General features: G+C 67.6%; 15 protein-coding genes. 5 read left to right on the forward strand and 10 right to left on the reverse strand.

Annotation, left to right across the window (positions count from 1 at the left end):
• Positions 1 to 139 precede the first annotated feature (139 nt).
• Positions 140 to 1,987 carry a hypothetical protein gene (locus ID574_RS11595; RefSeq protein WP_188188812.1) on the forward strand — a complete coding sequence of 616 codons (1,848 nt, stop codon included), beginning with the start codon at positions 140 to 142 and terminating at the stop codon, positions 1,985 to 1,987.
• A gap of 83 nt (positions 1,988 to 2,070) precedes the next feature.
• On the opposite strand, the gene ID574_RS11600 is transcribed toward ID574_RS11595, so the two are convergent.
• The 6 genes from ID574_RS11600 to ID574_RS11625 all read right to left on the reverse strand — a co-directional run bounded on the left by ID574_RS11600 (position 2,071) and on the right by ID574_RS11625 (position 7,546).
• Entirely contained in the window at positions 2,071 to 2,478 is a 408-nt protein-coding gene (locus ID574_RS11600) for a DUF6027 family protein (protein ID WP_188188813.1), read from the reverse strand.
• Between the two features lie 11 nt (positions 2,479 to 2,489).
• Positions 2,490 to 3,569 carry a sulfotransferase family protein gene (locus ID574_RS11605; protein WP_188188814.1) on the reverse strand — a complete coding sequence of 360 codons (1,080 nt, stop codon included), beginning with the start codon at positions 3,567 to 3,569 and terminating at the stop codon, positions 2,490 to 2,492.
• A 4-nt stretch (positions 3,570 to 3,573) separates the two neighbouring features.
• Positions 3,574 to 5,247: a B12-binding domain-containing radical SAM protein gene (locus ID574_RS11610; RefSeq protein ID WP_188188815.1), complete on the reverse strand. Its 1,674-nt coding sequence runs from the start codon at positions 5,245 to 5,247 to the stop codon at positions 3,574 to 3,576.
• Between the two features lie 152 nt (positions 5,248 to 5,399).
• Positions 5,400 to 6,146 carry a class I SAM-dependent methyltransferase gene (locus ID574_RS11615; protein ID WP_223166593.1) on the reverse strand — a complete coding sequence of 249 codons (747 nt, stop codon included), beginning with the start codon at positions 6,144 to 6,146 and terminating at the stop codon, positions 5,400 to 5,402.
• 12 nt (positions 6,147 to 6,158) lie between these two features.
• Positions 6,159 to 7,013, reverse strand: coding sequence for a hypothetical protein (locus ID574_RS11620; protein ID WP_188188816.1), 855 nt, complete (start codon positions 7,011 to 7,013; stop codon positions 6,159 to 6,161).
• Positions 7,010 to 7,546, reverse strand: a complete 537-nt coding sequence (locus ID574_RS11625) for a hypothetical protein (protein WP_188188817.1) — start codon at positions 7,544 to 7,546, stop codon at positions 7,010 to 7,012. The genes ID574_RS11620 and ID574_RS11625 overlap by 4 nt, the downstream gene beginning before the upstream one ends.
• Before the next feature lie 102 nt (positions 7,547 to 7,648).
• Here ID574_RS11625 and ID574_RS11630 point away from each other — a divergent pair, with 102 nt between their 5' ends.
• Genes ID574_RS11630 through ID574_RS11640 form a run of 3 tightly spaced genes read left to right on the forward strand, consistent with a single transcriptional unit; the run spans position 7,649 to position 10,286 of the window.
• Positions 7,649 to 8,653: an ABC transporter ATP-binding protein gene (locus ID574_RS11630; protein ID WP_188188818.1), complete on the forward strand. Its 1,005-nt coding sequence runs from the start codon at positions 7,649 to 7,651 to the stop codon at positions 8,651 to 8,653.
• Positions 8,654 to 8,682: 29 nt separating this feature from the next.
• Positions 8,683 to 9,492, forward strand: coding sequence for an ABC transporter permease (locus ID574_RS11635; protein WP_223166594.1), 810 nt, complete (start codon positions 8,683 to 8,685; stop codon positions 9,490 to 9,492).
• Positions 9,492 to 10,286: an ABC transporter permease gene (locus ID574_RS11640; RefSeq protein WP_188188819.1), complete on the forward strand. Its 795-nt coding sequence runs from the start codon at positions 9,492 to 9,494 to the stop codon at positions 10,284 to 10,286. The genes ID574_RS11635 and ID574_RS11640 overlap by 1 nt, the downstream gene beginning before the upstream one ends.
• On the opposite strand, the gene ID574_RS11645 is transcribed toward ID574_RS11640, so the two are convergent.
• The 3 genes from ID574_RS11645 to ID574_RS11655 all read right to left on the reverse strand — a co-directional run bounded on the left by ID574_RS11645 (position 10,283) and on the right by ID574_RS11655 (position 14,440).
• Positions 10,283 to 11,497, reverse strand: coding sequence for an ATP-grasp domain-containing protein (locus ID574_RS11645; protein ID WP_188188820.1), 1,215 nt, complete (start codon positions 11,495 to 11,497; stop codon positions 10,283 to 10,285). The two genes, ID574_RS11640 and ID574_RS11645, sit on opposite strands and share 4 nt — an antisense overlap.
• A 12-nt stretch (positions 11,498 to 11,509) precedes the next feature.
• On the reverse strand, positions 11,510 to 12,808 hold the full coding sequence (gene hisS / locus ID574_RS11650) for a histidine--tRNA ligase (RefSeq protein ID WP_188188821.1): 1,299 nt from the start codon (positions 12,806 to 12,808) through the stop codon (positions 11,510 to 11,512).
• A 78-nt stretch (positions 12,809 to 12,886) separates the two neighbouring features.
• A complete protein-coding gene (locus ID574_RS11655) occupies positions 12,887 to 14,440 on the reverse strand; it encodes a histidine--tRNA ligase (RefSeq protein WP_223166595.1) in 1,554 nt (517 codons plus the stop codon).
• Positions 14,441 to 14,904: 464 nt separating this feature from the next.
• Here ID574_RS11655 and ID574_RS11660 point away from each other — a divergent pair, with 464 nt between their 5' ends.
• Entirely contained in the window at positions 14,905 to 15,300 is a 396-nt protein-coding gene (locus ID574_RS11660) for a DUF4265 domain-containing protein (protein WP_223166596.1), read from the forward strand.
• On the opposite strand, the gene ID574_RS11665 is transcribed toward ID574_RS11660, so the two are convergent.
• Entirely contained in the window at positions 15,283 to 15,831 is a 549-nt protein-coding gene (locus tag ID574_RS11665; protein ID WP_223166597.1) for a hypothetical protein, read from the reverse strand. The two genes, ID574_RS11660 and ID574_RS11665, sit on opposite strands and share 18 nt — an antisense overlap.
• Between the last annotated feature and the right edge of the window lie 6 nt (positions 15,832 to 15,837).

A 15,837-nucleotide genomic window follows, 5' to 3' on the forward strand; every position in this document is an offset into this window, starting at 1 on the left:
TGTGCCGAGAACTCAGACTGAGGCCTGAAACTTCCCGAAAGGAATTCACATGCCAGCATCTCCGAGAATCGTTATACACGAGGATGTCGGAGCGTTCGAAAAAGCAGCTGAAGAATGGTCCGCGACAGCGCCTTTTCCCTTGCTGGCCGGCCCGGAGATCGAACGGGCCGCCCGCTGGCTGACGGGCACGAGCGAGCTCGGCGCGCTGCCCGCCGTCTCCCCGGAGCCACGCCCCGGCGTGGTCGTCTCCTGCGGAGAGCCGGCCGTGGGCGCGCTCGCGGGGCTCCTGGCCAGGGCCACGGAGCGGGCGCACGCCCATGTGTCCCCGTCCGGCGTGGCGGACCGGCTCGCCGCCGCGGGCGAGGACTTCGTCGCGCTCGTCGGCCTGCCGGAGGACATCGAGGCGATCGGCGACTGGATGGGGACGCGGGCGCCCCTGCTCGGCGTCGTCACCGCACGCGGTCTGTCTGCCCTGTCCGCGCTCGTCTACCGCTCCCTTGTGCTCCCCGACTTCCCCGCCGCGCCCGACCGGCGCCTGGTTCACCCGTCCATGCCGGGCTCTCAGCACGCCGACGTGATCGGTTACAGCGACAAGGAGTTCCTCACCGACCACCGGTCCCGCCTGCTCGTCCTGCGCAGCCATGGCAGGGAGTGCTGCGTCCACCTCCCCGACGGGGTGATCTGCGGCCGTTCCGACGTGCCCGGCACTCGTCCGGAGCCGGCGCCGTCCGGCCGCCGTATCCCCGCGTGCATGCTCGGCGCCGGCTGTTACCGGCACGACCTCGAACCCGAGGACCGGATCCCCGCCCGCACCCTCGCCGGCGACGTGATCTACGTGCACGCGTGCGAGCCGGTCGTGCCGGGAGTGAGCGCGATGCCGCACTCCGTCAACGTGGCGCTGGGCTTTCTCGATGGAACGACGGTGGCTGTCGTCGGCGCCGTGGGCAGGCAGCGGTCCGACCCGAACGCCGAGAAAGTGCTCGCCGCCGCGCTGGACGACGGGCTGCGCCTGGGCGAGGCGGTGCGGCGGCTCAACGAGCATGGCAAGCGCGTCGGCGGCGAGATGAGCGTCGCCGGACTGCTGGGCGACCCCGCCATCATCGTGCCCGCCCGCGCACCGGAACACCGTGCGGTCCGGCCCGCGCCGAGGAAGGCCGGCAGCGCGAACGAGGACGCCGTCCCCCTCGATCCCGCGCACCTGCGCGAAGTGCGCCACCTGACCAGCGAGGTGCTGCCCGCGCTCCAGATCATGCCCTGGGTGGACGTGCCCGTGGATCTGGCGGAGCTCGCCCGGATCGACGCGGCGGCCCTGCTGCTCGCCGGCGCCTGTCTGCAGCCCGGCAATGCCGCCGCCGAGCGCGTTCCCGGCTTGGTTCGCGACCTGGCCGACGACCTGGCCGCGCTGCAGCAGCGCGCGCTGGAAGGGCTGGCGCAGAACGCGTACGACACCTGGTGGCAGTTCGGCGGACCGGCGCGGACGACCGTCTACCGGCAGGTCGACGCGTCCGCCGAGCCCTGCCCCCACTGCGGGCGCGGGACGAGCCGCCGGGTCACCTACCGTCACGGCACGCGAGAGGCGCTGGAACTGCGGGTCGGCCTGTGCCGCCGGTGCGGGCCGTGGGAGTGGCAGGTCGGTCCCGAGAAGAGCGCGGTCCGCCATCAGGCCCCCATCGACGTGATCGCCTGGCTCGGCGAGCCAGGAAGGGTCACGATGCGGTTGTCCAATCCCCTGGAGCGCACCGTGCGCGGGGCCACGGCGTTCTGCTTCGCCAACGGCGGCTACGAGGGCCTGCAGAAGCCGGCCGCCTGGCCGATCGTCCTGAAGCCAGGAGAGGAGCGCGAGGTGAGCGCCGCGGTGCACATCCAGCGCAACGCGGTCATGCCGGACCTGCACGAGGCGATGTTCATGACGCTGCTGGACGGCGTGCTCACCGCGCTGCCGATCTTCTTCGACGTACGCCCCACCCTCGGCGATGCCGCACGCTGAGGACTGTTCGCCGACGTGGCCCACGCCGTCCCGGGCTTCCGGGACGGCCCGCGGGCGGCGCTCGCGGGCGGCGGCCATCCCCGTCATGCCGGATAGATGGAGGGGTCGTCCAGCGGCAGCTTCAGCCAGGAGATCATCTGCCGGAGCTGGTGGTAGGCGGCCAGCCGCTGCTCGTCCGAGTCGGCCTTCTCCGCCGCCTCGATCGGCTCCCAGAGGCGTGGCACCATCACGGGCCCCAGCTCCAGCAGTCCCCCGCTGCCACCGGTAGCCCATCGGGCCAGGACATATCGGGCGATCGCCCCGATGGGGATGTCCAGGTTGGCCGACATGCCCCGTAGCGTCACCAGAGGGTCAAGGCGGCCGTAGAGCTCCACGTCGGACTTGAAGTTCGCGTGCGGGTCGTCGGCCGGCCACTCGGCCCTCCAGCGTCGCAGCCGTACGACCTGCTCACCCGTCTCGTCCGTCCAGACGTCCTGGGATCTGTCGTCCATGCATGCCTTCCTTATGACCTGGTCGCCATGGGAGCCAGGTCCCGCACGCGAGCCTTGATACGGAGCCACCGGATCACGGCCTCCCGTGACCACCGGCGCATGTGGTTGTCGTCGTGTCGCAGGGAGCGCAGTTCGACGAGGGCGCGCAGGGCGAGGTCGTATCCGCGGATCCCGATGTACGAGGGCCGGGGCGTCCGGCGGCTCTCCCGCACGTCGTAGCCGAGCTGACCCATGAGGGATCCCGCGACCGCCTCTACCTGAAGCCGTTCCTCCTCCCAGAGCGACGAGCGATGGCTGCCGATCTTGGCTGCCGTGATCGGGCGGCCGACGTTGCGCCACGACTCCGACATGCGCGCGATCCGCTGTGCCGACGGGGACTGGTGGTGGCGCAACATCGCGGGCTCCACCTCCACCTCGAGGAACGCGCACAGTCTCTCGACCTCCCCCGCCGGATCGGTGACGAGGTCCTCGTAGCGCAGCCGGTGCACGGTTCCCGGACCCAGCCGCCGGTGGGCCAGGAGCGCGCGCTCCTGCTGTGCGCGCCACAGGCGGGCGGTGAGGTACGGATGGCAGTGCCCGAAGACGGACCGCTTGGCCGAGGCGGCGACGTCGCGCGGATCCCGGACGAGCCACACGAACTTCGCGTCCGGGTATGTCCGGCGCACCTCGTCGACATGGTCGACCATGAAGGTGCTCTTGCACCCCCACCGCTCCTTGTTCTCCGCCCGCCGGTACTGTTCGTAGATCGCCGAGACGAGGCCGAAAAGGTCCGTGCCGGCCTCGGCCACCACCAGTTCCCGGTCGATGCGGTGTGGCCAGGGATGGATGTGGGTCCGGAGCAGTCGCAACGCGTCCCGGGCGAGGGCGCGCCGGTTGGCCTCGACGGACAGGTCTCCGTACGAGGCCGCGATCGGGGACAGGTACCGCATGAAGTGCGGCGGATGAGGCACCGTGATCTGCGAGTGCGCGTCGAGGATGAGCCTGAGCATGTTGGAGCCGGACCGTTCCGTCCCGATGATGAGAACGGGACTCCTGGACCGCCGCGGCGCCTCCGCGAGGAGGGCGCCGCGGCTCGTGCTGGGGAAGCTCATCCCGTCAGACCCCGAGGCTCTCTGTAGCCATGCGCTTGGCGCCGCACGTCATCAGGCTGCTGCCGGCCTCGGCCACCTCTGGGCTCGCGACCCGCTCCAGCGTGAAGCGCTCCGAGCCAGGCACCAGCGGCGCCGCCGCGGAGCTCCACTGAGAGCGCCAATTGGGCCCCGCGTACGAGGTCGAGCGCTCTGTGCCGTCGTCCGGCTGGGGATGGAAGTAGTGGAAGTACTCGGGCCAGTGCTTGAAGTCCATCACCGGACCCGGCTGGTAGGCGTCGTAGATCCGCTTGTAGGCGCTCCTGCAGGCGCTCTCGGGCAGGCCGCTGACGTTGAGGAACTCGTCCTCGTGGAGAGCCTGCTCGATGGAGAGCCAGTTGAGGTGGTCCAGTTCGGTGCGGATCAGGCCCTGCTGGATGGACTGCTTGTAGACGGTGGTCCCGGGCATCGCCGACAGGTACTTCACCCGGGTGACGTGGTTGTAGGTCTCCGCGAACTCGACCATGTGGCTGAGCGATTCCTCGGTCTCGTTCGGCAGGCCCACGATGAGCAGCGCCCCGAACCGCACACCAGCGTCGAACGTCGTCCGCATGGCGCGCACGGTGATGTTCTCGCTGTTGCCCTTGCGCGCCTCGCGCAGCACCTCTGACCCGAGCGACTCGACGCCGTAGAGGATGATGTCCGCGCCCGAGTCGCGCATGGCGTTGATGCGCGGCTCGTCCATGTCGGCGCAGCGGGTCAGGCACGTCCACCTGAGGTCGTGGCCCTTGATGACATCACACATCTCGAGCGTCTGCTTGCGGTAGGAGCTGAACGTCAGATCCACGAAGAAGGAGAACTCGATGTTGTACTGGGTCTTCAGCCAGTCCAGGTCGCGGTCCATCTTCTCCGGCGACTTGGCGCGGACCTGTGGCGTGGTGCGGTAGCAGAAGGAGCAGTCCATCTTGCAGCCGCGGCTGTACGACGAGATGATCTGCGGCTGGAGCCCCATCGGGCTCTTCGCCTGCGGCCACAGGTCGAGCCGCATGCGGGGGAGCGAGTCCAGGTCCATCATCTGCCCACGCGGCGGGGTCGACTTCGCCCGGCCTTCGGGCGTCCGGTACCAGATCCCGCGGATGTTCGGCAGGTCCTTCTCCCACCGTCCCGCCGCGTAGCTCTCCATGAGCTCCAGGATGGTGATCTCACCCTCGCTGATCACCGCGATGTCGCACTTCGTCTGCTCCATGAAGATGCGGGGCACGGACGTGACCAGCGAGCCGCCGCAGATGATCGGCAGATCCGGCCTGGCCTCCTTGACCAGCTCCATGAGTTCGGTGCAGAACGGGAAGTTGTCCTCGAAGGTGCAGATGCCCAGAACGTCGGTCCCGCTCATCACCTGCTCGTACGCGGCGCGGAGCGGGTCGGGCGTATAACGTACGTCCACGATCCGAACCGGATAACCGGCGTTGTGGAGAACCGTGGAGATGTACGATGCGCCCTCGTAAGGAGAGGTCAGGAAGAATTCCCATCCTCGTGGCATTGTGAAGGGCGACGGCCCGACGACGAGCGTGAACCTGGGGAGAGAATCGTCAGTGGGGACCGGAGTAGTATCCTGCTCTCTCATCTGGGCCATGTACCGATGATCGACGCTCTCGTTCGCGTCCGTGTACAGAACCGGGGACAAAGACAATTGCCGTGCCATGTGAACCCTTCCTGTTCGCCGCCACCCGGGCAAATGCACAGAACACAAAGAACACGGATGTTGGCTAGCAGCCTACCCACGAACAGCCGAATAAGAGAGCCTTGACTTTGCCCGGAAATTATTTACAGTACACACCCACCACTTACTCTGTGTTATGAAAAGCTTCCTACCGTGATAACGAATAGCATGTTGTCGGTTAACATGCCATCCGATTCACGTACCGCATGCAGTTTGCGGAACGGCTCGGACGCCGAGCGATAGACGTCGCGGATCGCCTCACGACGATCTTCATCGATGGCGCCGTTGTCAGACCAGACGTCAACGTCCTCGACGGATATGTAACGCTCGGTGACCACCGAATCGCACCCGACACCGGTCAGCAGAGCCTCGAGATCTTCAGGGAGGAAAAAGTGGCGGCGGACCGGATTTCGCAGCCGCAAGATCTCAAAATACTCATCACGATCCTCCGGCCCGTACGCGCACAGGTTGACGAGCACGATGCGCCCTCCGGGCTTCGTGACGCGCGCCATTTCGGCCGCCGCGTCGGGAAGCGTCATGAACTGCAGGCCCTGCCGGCACACCACGATGTCGAAGGCGTCGTCGGGAAAGGGCATGCTCTCGGCAGGGGTGATCACGAGTTCGTCCAGATGCGGCTCAGCCTGAGCGGCCATGTCGGCTGTGATGTCGGCCCCGATGACCCGCGCGACCCGGCCCTTGAACAGGCGTGAGACGAGGCCGGTGCCGCAGGCCACGTCGAGCACCCGATCGTCCGGGCCGGGGTTGGCGTGGGCGAGGATCCGCGAGCCCAGGACGTCGTCGGTGCACCACGAGCTCGACGCGTCGTAGGTGGCGGCACGGGCGGAGAAATGGCGGATGACGTCATTCTGGCTGATCGGCACGGTGGCCACCCTTCATCGGTCGGCGTTTCGGGAGGTTCGAAGAGCTCTTTCTCCGGGGGACGGCACGATGAACAAAGCCGGGTACTGGCACCACAGGTGCCAGAACGAGATGCCCATGAACCGGGAGACGGCCAGGTGAAAGGCGACCGCCGCCACCCCGAGCGCCTTGCGGTGCCGCCAGCCGAGGACGAGGGCCGGCAGGAAGGACAGCTCGAATGCGAGCGTCCCCCAGCTCATGGTCTTGATCAGGGACTTGTGCGGGTAAACGCGATGGCCCGCCGGGGTGCCCAGGAGCGCGATCGATCCCTCCAGCGTGCGCCCCGAGGTGAACCATTCGGAGCCGCCGTACCGGAGCTTGGACAGGGCGGACTGCGCGTAGAGCACACCGGACCCGAGCTGCATGAACGCCAGCGCCATGGACTGCCGCCTAACGCCGTCCGCCGTGGCCGGCCTGGGCTTCAGCGCGAATTCCGACGAGGTGTCGACCGCGCCCAGGACCAGCAGGTTCACGTTGAGATGCGAGTTGTAGTTCCAGCTGCCGGGGAAGAACTCGGCGACGTGCCCGTTGAGCCAGAAGAACTGCGCGGCGGCCAGCAAGCCGGCCCGGCGCCTGCCGGTCACGCCCCAGACGGCGACGGAGGCGAGCGTGCCGGCCCGCAGCAGCTCGTACCCCCGAGCCGACAGGGGCGGCAGCCGGCCCGGTCTCCCGCGCAACCGCTCCATCGTGTCGCGATGTTCCTGGAAGAAACGCCCCTTCGGCAGCTTGGCGATGGTCACGGCGATCGCCCCGGCCAGCGCGAGCCGCGTGGCCCCCGCCCGCCACGCCGCGTCGCTCTGCTGGAAGAGGATGGCGCGGAGTCTCTTCATGCGGTGTCTTTCGGCAGACGGCAGGAATACAGCAGCTTCGTGTCGTGCAGCGGCCCGCCCGCCCGCGGGTCGTAATCGGCAAGGTCTATCCACGTCTCGAACACGTCCATCCCCGTGAAACCTCGTGGGCTCTCCGCCCGATACGAGGCCTTGACCTCGTCGAACGCCTGCCACGGCGCATCGTTGAGCCCTTTGAGCACGCTCGCCGTGAACTGGTCCTTGAGATCATCGTCATCGCCGAGATACACGGCGCCACAGATCGCCACGACGCGGAAGAACTCCAGCGGCAGCAGCCCGTACACCGGCAGCATCGGATAACTCCGAAACTCGTCGTACAAGGTCACCCGCGGTTGTGCGAAGCGTTCCGGCAGGCACCTGTTGAACATGTTGTACGAACACAACGGCCAGCGATTTCGGTCCGTCCAAGTATGAGCGGCCTGAACGGCAAAAAATGTTACGCCGGCGCCGATCAGCAGCTTCTCCCACAAGGAAGACGCAGAGCTCGCGACGCCCCCGATAGGCTTGAGACGCATGCCCATTACGGTCGATCACTCCCTAGATCAAGCGTGCTCAGCATCTGTGGGACACTCACAGGTGTCAAGACATCGAGTGGAAAATCAGCTAGCATGCGTCCCATGCTGGCGATCGAGGCGCTGGACCTTTCACGCGTTTTTCACGTTCGATCCGGCTGGCTGCGCACCCGGCGAACCGAGACCATCGCCGCGCGTGGGATCAGCTTCGAAGTGCGTTCAGGTGAGCTATTCGGGCTGCTCGGCCCCAATGGCGCGGGTAAGACCACGACCATTAAGATGCTCAACACCCTGCTGCTTCCGACGAGTGGGACCGCGCGCGTTCTCGGGCATGATGTGGTACGCGATCCGATGGCGGTGCGGCGTCGTATCGGCTATGTCTTCGGCGGCGACCGCGGTCTTTACGACCGATTGACGGCACTGGACAACTTACGCTACTTTTCCGAACTCTACGGGGTGGATCCACGCGAACAACGTTCGCGGATCGCAGAACTCCTGGAACTCGTCGGATTGGCGGGCAGAGAGAAAGAACGAGTCGAGGGCTATTCCCGCGGAATGCGACAGCGCCTGCATATCGCCCGCGGCCTGCTGAACCGCCCCAGCGTGCTCTTCCTCGACGAGCCGTCCATCGGGGTGGACCCGGTCGCCGCACGTGACCTGCGCCGCACGATCGCGGAGCTGGCCGACGCGGGCACGACGGTCCTGCTGACCACTCACTACATGGCCGAGGCCGACGAACTGTGCGACCGCATCGCCGTCATCGCCGGCGGGCGGATCCGGGCCAGCGGCACGCCCGCGGAGCTGAAGACCCGGGTAAGGTCGCGTGACGTCCTGGAACTCGAGGTCTACGGCGTGGACGACACGCACGTGACGCGCCTTCGGGACCTCCCCAGCGTCAGGGACATCGCCGTCGAGGAACGCGGCCAGGCGCAGCTGGTGATCCTCCAGGTCGATCAGGGCGCGGACCCGCGCCGGGACGCCTTGGACGTGCTCGACGGCCTGCGCGTGGGCCGGATCGTCAACCGGGAACCGACCTTGGAGGACGCGTACGTGGCAATCGTCGAAGAGGCCGCGCGAAGCGCCGCCGGCTCCGTGCGGGCTCCGGCGTGAGCAGCGGACTTCCGCCAGTTGGCACACCGGTGAGCGAGCCGCGGCCGTACGTGGAGCGGGTCGGCCCCTACCGCTTCCTTCGCCTCATGGCGATCGGAGTGCGTACCCACGTGCTCTACATGTCCCGGTCACCGCTGCAACTGGGCGAGGCCGTGGTGACCCCGGTCGTCTTCGCCACTCTGGCCTTCTACCTCTTCCGGGCCGGCGGCCAGGGCGACCAGCTCCTCCAGGCGTCCGTCGGAGCCGGGCTCATGGGCACGTGGAGCTCGGTCCTGTCCGGATCGGGAGCCGCCGTGCAGAACCAGCGATGGCTCGGCACGATGGAGACGCTGGTGGCCGCGCCGACGCCGCTGGTGCTCACGCTGCTCCCGATCACCGTGTCGACCGCCCTCGTGGGCTCCTATTCCATGGCGGCGACCCTGCTCTGGGGCGTCGTGCTGTTCGGCGTTCCCCTCACCTTCGCCGATCCGTTGATCTTCGTCGTGGCGCTGCTGGTGTGCCTGCTGGCCCTCGGCGTCGTGGGCCTGCTGCTCGCCTCCACCTTCGTCTTCCTGCGCAATGCCAACGCGCTGGCGAACTCGCTCACATACCCGATCGCGATGCTCTCCGGAATGCTCGTGCCGATCAGCGTGCTGCCCGAGTGGACTCGGCCGATCTCGTGGGTGCTGCCCACGGAGTGGGGCACCAGGGCGGTCACGACCGCAGCCGGCGGAGGTGAGGTGATCTTGCCGATGGTAATGGCGGCCGTGCTCGGCGCCGTGTACGTGATCCTCGCGCTGCTCGCCCTCGCCCATGTGCAGGACCGCGCTCGCCGCGCCGCGACCCTGAGCCTCGTGTGATGGGGCGGCTCGCCTCGTCGGCGCGCCTGGTGGTCGTCGGCGGCATGCTCGCGTACCGGGCCCTGTTCAACTGGACCACGCCCGCGATGTTCGTCGGCACCCTGCTGGCCGCCCCGCTGCTGCGGCTCGCCTTTTTCGTCTACCTGGGCCGCCGGCTGGGCATCGCCGACGACCGCTTCTTCGTCCTCGGCAACACCGTGCTCGCCGCCAGCTTCGTCTGCGTGTACGGCGGCACGATGGCCGTGGCCAACGAACGACGTTACGGGACCCTCGGGGCGATCCTGCTGAGCCCGCGCGGCCGCCTGACGCTCTGGCTGGGCCGCGCACTCCCCTACGTGATCAACGCCATCCTGGTCGTGGCCTTCACGCTCGGCGTGTCCGTGCTGGTCTTCGACGTCGAGCTGGCACCTGGGGAGCTGCTGGCCCTGGTGCCGGTCTTCCTCGCCGGCATCGTCTCCTGCGCCGCCTTCGGCCTCACGCTCGGCGCGATCGGCCTGCGCGCCCGCGACGTCTTCCTCACCGCGAACGTGGCGGCCTCGCTCCTGCTGCTGCTCACCGGAGCCAACATCCCGGCCTCCGCGCTTCCCGGTTGGATGGCGGTGGGCCGGGCACTCCCGCTCACCCACTCCGTGGCCGCCACACAGGCCATCACCGAGGGGAGCGGGCCGGCCGAGCTCCTGCCCTACCTGGGATGGGAGCTGGCGGTCGGCCTGGGCTACGCCACGCTCGCGTGCCTGCTCCTGCGTTACTTCGAGTACGGCAGCAGGCGCCGGGGCACCCTCGACACCGTCTAGCGGATCGTGTACCGGGCCCTGGCGTCCTCGATCACCTGACGGAGCTCCGGCTCACCCGCCGCGCCCAGGACGAGCATGAGCGGCCACGGCGTGGCGATCTCCTCTCCCACGGCGCAGTTGATGTGGTAGGTGATGACGTGCGGGTCGGCGTCGAGCTCGTCCCGGCTCGGCACGTGGGTGACGGCGCCCGCGCCACCCGGGATGTTGATCCCGGCGACATGGGTCCATCCGTGCCGCGGCGCGGCCTCGGCCGGGCGCGGCTCACCGAGCAGTTCCAGGGCCCACAGCCGCCGCAGGTCGACTCCGTCGCGGGCGAGCACCATGTCCAGCAGCGGGCCGCCGCCGAAGCGGCTGGCGATCTCGGAGGCGACGAGTTCGCCTTCGCGCGTGCGGAAGAACTCCAGATGGCTGGCTCCCGACGTCAGCCCCATCGCCGAGTTCACCGCCCGGTGGAGCTTCTCGGCCTCGGCGATCAACTCGACATGCTCGGCCCGGTCGAGCAGGATCGAGCCCTCCTCTCCGGGGGAGGCCGACAGGCGCGGCCGGACGTAGCGCCCGACGGTGAAATGCCAGGGTTCTCCCCCGCTCCACACGGCGTCCGCGTGGAACTCCTCGCCCTCGACATACTCTTCGGCCATAAGCTGGCGTGACCGCACAACCGGCGGGATATTCAGCGACCGCAACGCCGGCACGAAGTCCTCGGCACGGTCGATCCGCACGGTCGCCATCGCGCCCATGCCGCTGACCGGCTTCACCACGACGGGGAAGCCCAGCGATCGTGCGATCTCGTCCGGTTCGGGAGGCGAGGCGGGATCCGGGATGGAGACGAACCGTGCGCAGGGCACGCCTCCCTCGCGGAAACGCGCCTTCATCGCACGCTTGTCCCGCACCGCCACCGCGCTCTCCAGCGACTCTCCGGCCACCCCCAAGAGCTGCCCGAGCAACCCGGCCCCGTACTGGCTGAACTCGGCGAAACTCGCGATCCGGCGTACCTCGACGCCACGCAGCCGCAGATCGGTCGCCACGGCCGCCAGTTCCTCCAGCGAGTTGAAGTCGCTGATGCGGTACACCGAGGCGGCCTGCTCGAGCAGCGCGTCGTCCGGATGGCCGAAGTCGAGGTCCCACTGATCGAGAATGACGTGGACGGGCTCCTCACCGCACAGGAGGACGCCCAGTGCCACAGGTTCCCACTTGCAGAAGACCATGGCCATGGGCCACTCCAATCAGGACAGTTTCTGAAGCGTGTCAGCCAGGTCGTCGAGCCTGCACGAGATCCGGTCGCCCGAAGACATATCCTTGATCGAGACCGCGTCGCCGGGATCGCGGGTGACGACGAACCGCGCCCGCCGGACGTCGGCATACTTCATCTGCACGCTGTGCTTGGCCTGTGCGGGATAGAGATCGACGTCGAACTCGCCCATACCGCGGATCAGGGCGGCCAGGCGTGCGTCCTCGGTCGGCGCCGCTCCCGACGTCACCACGATCAGCGGGCGCTCGCGCGAGACCTCGGGGAACCGGTCCGTCCCCTCGATCGCTGCGATGATCCGTGAGATTCCGATGGTTCCGCCGACGCCCGAGAGGCTGTTGCGCTGGTAGAGGCCGGTCAGGTTGTCGTAGCGACCGCCCCCGCCGACGCTGCCGACCTCCGGGGCGTCGAGCAGCTGGATCTCGTAGACCATTCCGGTGTAGTAGTCGAGGCCGCGCACGATGCTCGGATCGAAGCGGATCGAGCCCCGGCCTCCGGCGAGTTCGAGGGTCTGGCGGACCTCGGCCAGCCCCGTGGCCGCCTCACCCTGAGGCGGGATGAGCTGGGAGACGGCGGCGATCGTGTCCTCGTTCGTCTCGCCTCGGCAGGCGATCAGGGCCAGGACCCGTTCGACGGCCGCGTCCGGCACCCCGACCTCGCGCAGCTCGGCGGTGACCCCTTCCTCGCCGATCTTCTCGATCTTGTCGAGGGCGCGGAGCACGGGGATGATCCGGTCGTCGAGGTGGAGGTCGGCGAGAAGACCGTTGAGCACGTGACGGTTGTTGATCCGGACGACGAACGGGCCCACGTCGATCCGCGAGAGCACGCTCTCGGCGATCGACACGATCTCGGCATCGGCGGAGACGCCTGAGTCCCCGATGATGTCGGCGTCGCACTGCAGGAACTCGCGGAACCGTCCGCGCTGAGGTCGATCGCCCCGCCAGACGTAACCGATGTTGTACGCGCGGAACGGGAAGGTCAGCGACGACTGGTGCTCGGCGACGAACCTGGCCAGCGGCACCGTGAGGTCGTAGCGAAGCCCGACGCGCCGCCCGCCGCGGTCCTCGAACTCGAACATCTGCTTGTCGGATTCCTCGCCGCCTTTGCCCTTGAGGATTTCGAGGTACTCGATGGCGGGCGTCTGGATGGGATCGAATCCGTAGGAGGTGAACGTGTCCTCGATGACACGGAGCATCGTGCGGCGGTAGAGCCCCACGGAAGGCAGTAGGTCGGCGAAACCCCGCAGCGTACGGGGCTGGATGATGTCTCTGTTCATGGCGAATCCTGCTCACGCGGACGGTTATGGGCACAGGGCGGCCCGGGAAACGGGCGCGACGGCTCCTTGCCGAGGGCCCTACAGCGCGCGGCCGTCGCGGACGAGGGCGACGAGACCGGCTAGGTCCACGGCCTGTGAGGAACCGTTGCGCATATGTCGCAGCGTGAGATGACCGCCGGCGTCGGCCTGGACGACCAGCGGGACGTTGAGGGACTCCGCGATCCGGAGGCCTTCCTTGGGAGAAGCCGCGTCGAAGATCACTTGTGTCGGCTGACCGGCCTCGCGGAGTGCGCGGGCAGCCCGGAGGACCGCCTGACTGTCTCCGCTGACATCGGTCATGACGAGGATGGTAGCAGGGCCCCCGGGGAGGTTCCACGCGGTTGCCTGGTCGGCGAGCAACGCGCACAGCCTGGTCAGGCCGATGGAGACGCCGACTCCCGGGTGCACCGAACCCATGACGTGCCCGAGCAGGTCGTCGTACCGTCCCCCGGAACCGATCGCCCCCCAGTCCTCGTGCCCGGCCGCGAACGTCTCGTAGACCGTGCCCGTGTAGTAGTCGTGTCCCCTTGTGATCGAGAAGTCCAGGCAGATCCGCCGGTCCGGCACGCCGAGGTCGGACAGGGCCGCCATGACCTCATCGAGTTCGTCGAGTCCCCGGTGGTCGGCCCTGCGCAGGGTCAGCAGCTCCCGCGCCTCCTCCACCGTCCGGCAGGCGAGCAGCCTCCCGACGTCCTCCGCCACGGCGGCCGGCATGTCGGCGGCGACCAGTTGCGCGACGGTCTCCTCGCGGGGCTGGCGGCCCCCCTCGTCGATGATGTGCACGACCGACCTGGTCCGGTCGTTGTGCAGGCCGTGACCGGCGAGCAGCGCCGCCAGGACGAGGCGGTTGGAAATGCGGATGGTGAACTCGCCGACCCCCATCCTGTCGAATGCCGCCACCAGCGCCGCCGCGATCTCCGCGTCGTACAACGGGCTCAACTCGCCCCGCCCGATGATGTCGATGTCGCACTGGTAGAACTCACGCCAGTGCGAGGCGGTCGGGCGTTCGGCGCGCCACACCTTGTTTATCTGATAGCACCGCAGCGGATAGACGAGGTCGGATCCGTGTTCCGACAAGTATCGCGCGAGTGGCACCGTGAGGTCGTAACGGAGGCCAAAGCGCCGACCCGTGGACGTCTCGTCCGGTTCGAGTACATCGAAGATCGGCTTCGCCATACCGCCGTCGGAGTACTGCGCTCCACCTGCCAGAAGAACCTCGAAGGGCTGGACAGCGGCGGTGTCAAGAGGCGTGAAGCCGAATTCTTCGAAACCTTCGGCAATTGCTCTGATGAGGTGACGTTCGAAGGCGATCTGGCTCGGCAACCACTCCGGGAAACCGGGCAGACCGTTTTCTCCAGGCCCCACATGCCCCTCCGCTTCGGACGAAATCACGGACGTGACCTGCACTTTCTTCTCGTAAACGGGAAGAATGCTGGTGTTTCGCCTACATAAGCCGAGTCCGACGGTAGCAGATCGTCCGCAGGAATTCCCAGTCGCACATGTGGCGCAGGTACGACGGCCGAGGAGTCCCGCCTTCACCGGCGGTGACGTCACTGACCTCAACACCATTCCGGCCAGGCCGATGATGGGCATTAATCGGCACCGAATATCGGTTTCCGAAAGCCCGAAACGGGCCGGAATCAGGCCTCGCCAAAGATTACCCCCGGCGAAGCACCGATGTGCCGCACTGACGATACGGGAGACGTGCGGGCCGGGTAGCTGACAGCCTGCCTGGTGCCGCTCACCTGTCGCGGTGCCGGTCGCGTCCACGGGAGTGGTGTACAGCAGCCGCGTACAGCAACACCGTCTCACACCATCACACGCCGCCGGACCGTATGTACTACCTGAGCAGGGACAAACGTGGTCGGCGAGGCATCCGCCCTTCCCTACGGATCAGAAGGTCAGGGGTTCGAGTCCTCTCGGCCGCGCACATGCGAAGGGCCCACTACCAGGGAGAATCTGGAAGCGGGCCTTAGTGTTCGTCAGGACAACCTCGGGATCTTGCTAACACCCTTGCTAACACAGGGACATCCAGCAGACTGCGCGATCATGTGGGCATGGTCTTTGCAGCCCCCTCGGAACGCCTCCCCACAGGGCCGGGCCTGATCAAGGTGTGGTTCCAGTTCACGCCCCCGGGAAGGCTGGCTTCCCTACGACACCGAAGGGCTTTGGGCCACGCGCTTGAGACGGGCACCGCTCGTGTAGCGAACGTCCCATTTCTGCAGGACGGGGTCGCCGAGGGCGACGTGGTGCGCTTCACCACCGACGACGGTCTTCCCTGGGCCTGTGAGCGGGTGGAAGCGTCGGGCACTTGCACGGTGCGGGTCCTGCCGGTGCCTGATGGACCGCTGGGGCGAAGCGCTCAATTAACGAGAGCACTCTGCCGGGGATCCGCACGTCTGCCGGAATTCGCGCCGTCTCCGCAGCCTGCTTTTCTACAACGCGAGCACTAGTTCGACGGCGATTATGACGTCGAGAACACCGCACCACTCAGCGTGGGAGCGGGCCACGACCTTGTCGAGCTTGAGATGAACGAAGTCCCAGATGCCGTGGAGCAGCCAGCCTGCGGCAACCAGATAGCGGCCGATGTCGGGATCCAAGACCAGCCCGGCCAGGGCGATCGCGGCGAATACGAACATTCCCAGCGCCTGAATCCGGAACTGTTCCGACCCGCGCAGTTGTCCGTCAATAGCTGCCCAGATCAGGACGATCAGCGCCATGCCGGACAGGACGGCGGCCGGTGAAACCACGTCAAGGATGCGCAGAGCGATGATGACCGCGAATCCGACCACGATTGTCGGCCATGAGGCCTGGCGTCGCCCTAACTTGGCGATCACCAGGTAGCCCAACTGCAGGAGCACGAGGGCGTCCGCGAGGGTCGCGATGCCTTCGGCCGACTCGCTTCCGCCGAAGGTCAGGGCGGACATGCCCAGAGCCAGGGCGGTGGGCCAGCGCCGGACGAGCCAGCGGGCGATGTCACGCATGCGAGG

This window comes from Nonomuraea sp. SYSU D8015 (assembly GCF_008065375.1).
Lineage (GTDB): Bacteria > Actinomycetota > Actinomycetes > Streptosporangiales > Streptosporangiaceae > Nonomuraea.

Excerpts from the sequence above, each read along its gene's own strand:
- ID574_RS11645 (WP_188188820.1), bottom strand. The coding sequence starts at position 11,497 with ATGGCCATGGTCTTCTGCAAGTGGGAACCTGTGGCACTGGGCGTCCTC.
- ID574_RS11600 (WP_188188813.1), bottom strand. The coding sequence starts at position 2,478 with ATGGACGACAGATCCCAGGACGTCTGGACGGACGAGACGGGTGAGCAG.
- ID574_RS11610 (WP_188188815.1), bottom strand. The coding sequence starts at position 5,247 with ATGGCACGGCAATTGTCTTTGTCCCCGGTTCTGTACACGGACGCGAAC.
- ID574_RS11625 (WP_188188817.1), bottom strand. The coding sequence starts at position 7,546 with ATGCGTCTCAAGCCTATCGGGGGCGTCGCGAGCTCTGCGTCTTCCTTG.
- ID574_RS11640 (WP_188188819.1), top strand. The coding sequence starts at position 9,492 with ATGGGGCGGCTCGCCTCGTCGGCGCGCCTGGTGGTCGTCGGCGGCATG.
- hisS (WP_188188821.1), bottom strand. The coding sequence starts at position 12,808 with ATGAACAGAGACATCATCCAGCCCCGTACGCTGCGGGGTTTCGCCGAC.
- ID574_RS11665 (WP_223166597.1), bottom strand. The coding sequence starts at position 15,831 with ATGCGTGACATCGCCCGCTGGCTCGTCCGGCGCTGGCCCACCGCCCTG.
- ID574_RS11655 (WP_223166595.1), bottom strand. The coding sequence starts at position 14,440 with ATGCCCATCATCGGCCTGGCCGGAATGGTGTTGAGGTCAGTGACGTCA.
- ID574_RS11630 (WP_188188818.1), top strand. The coding sequence starts at position 7,649 with ATGCTGGCGATCGAGGCGCTGGACCTTTCACGCGTTTTTCACGTTCGA.
- ID574_RS11660 (WP_223166596.1), top strand. The coding sequence starts at position 14,905 with ATGGTCTTTGCAGCCCCCTCGGAACGCCTCCCCACAGGGCCGGGCCTG.
- ID574_RS11605 (WP_188188814.1), bottom strand. The coding sequence starts at position 3,569 with ATGAGCTTCCCCAGCACGAGCCGCGGCGCCCTCCTCGCGGAGGCGCCG.
- ID574_RS11620 (WP_188188816.1), bottom strand. The coding sequence starts at position 7,013 with ATGAAGAGACTCCGCGCCATCCTCTTCCAGCAGAGCGACGCGGCGTGG.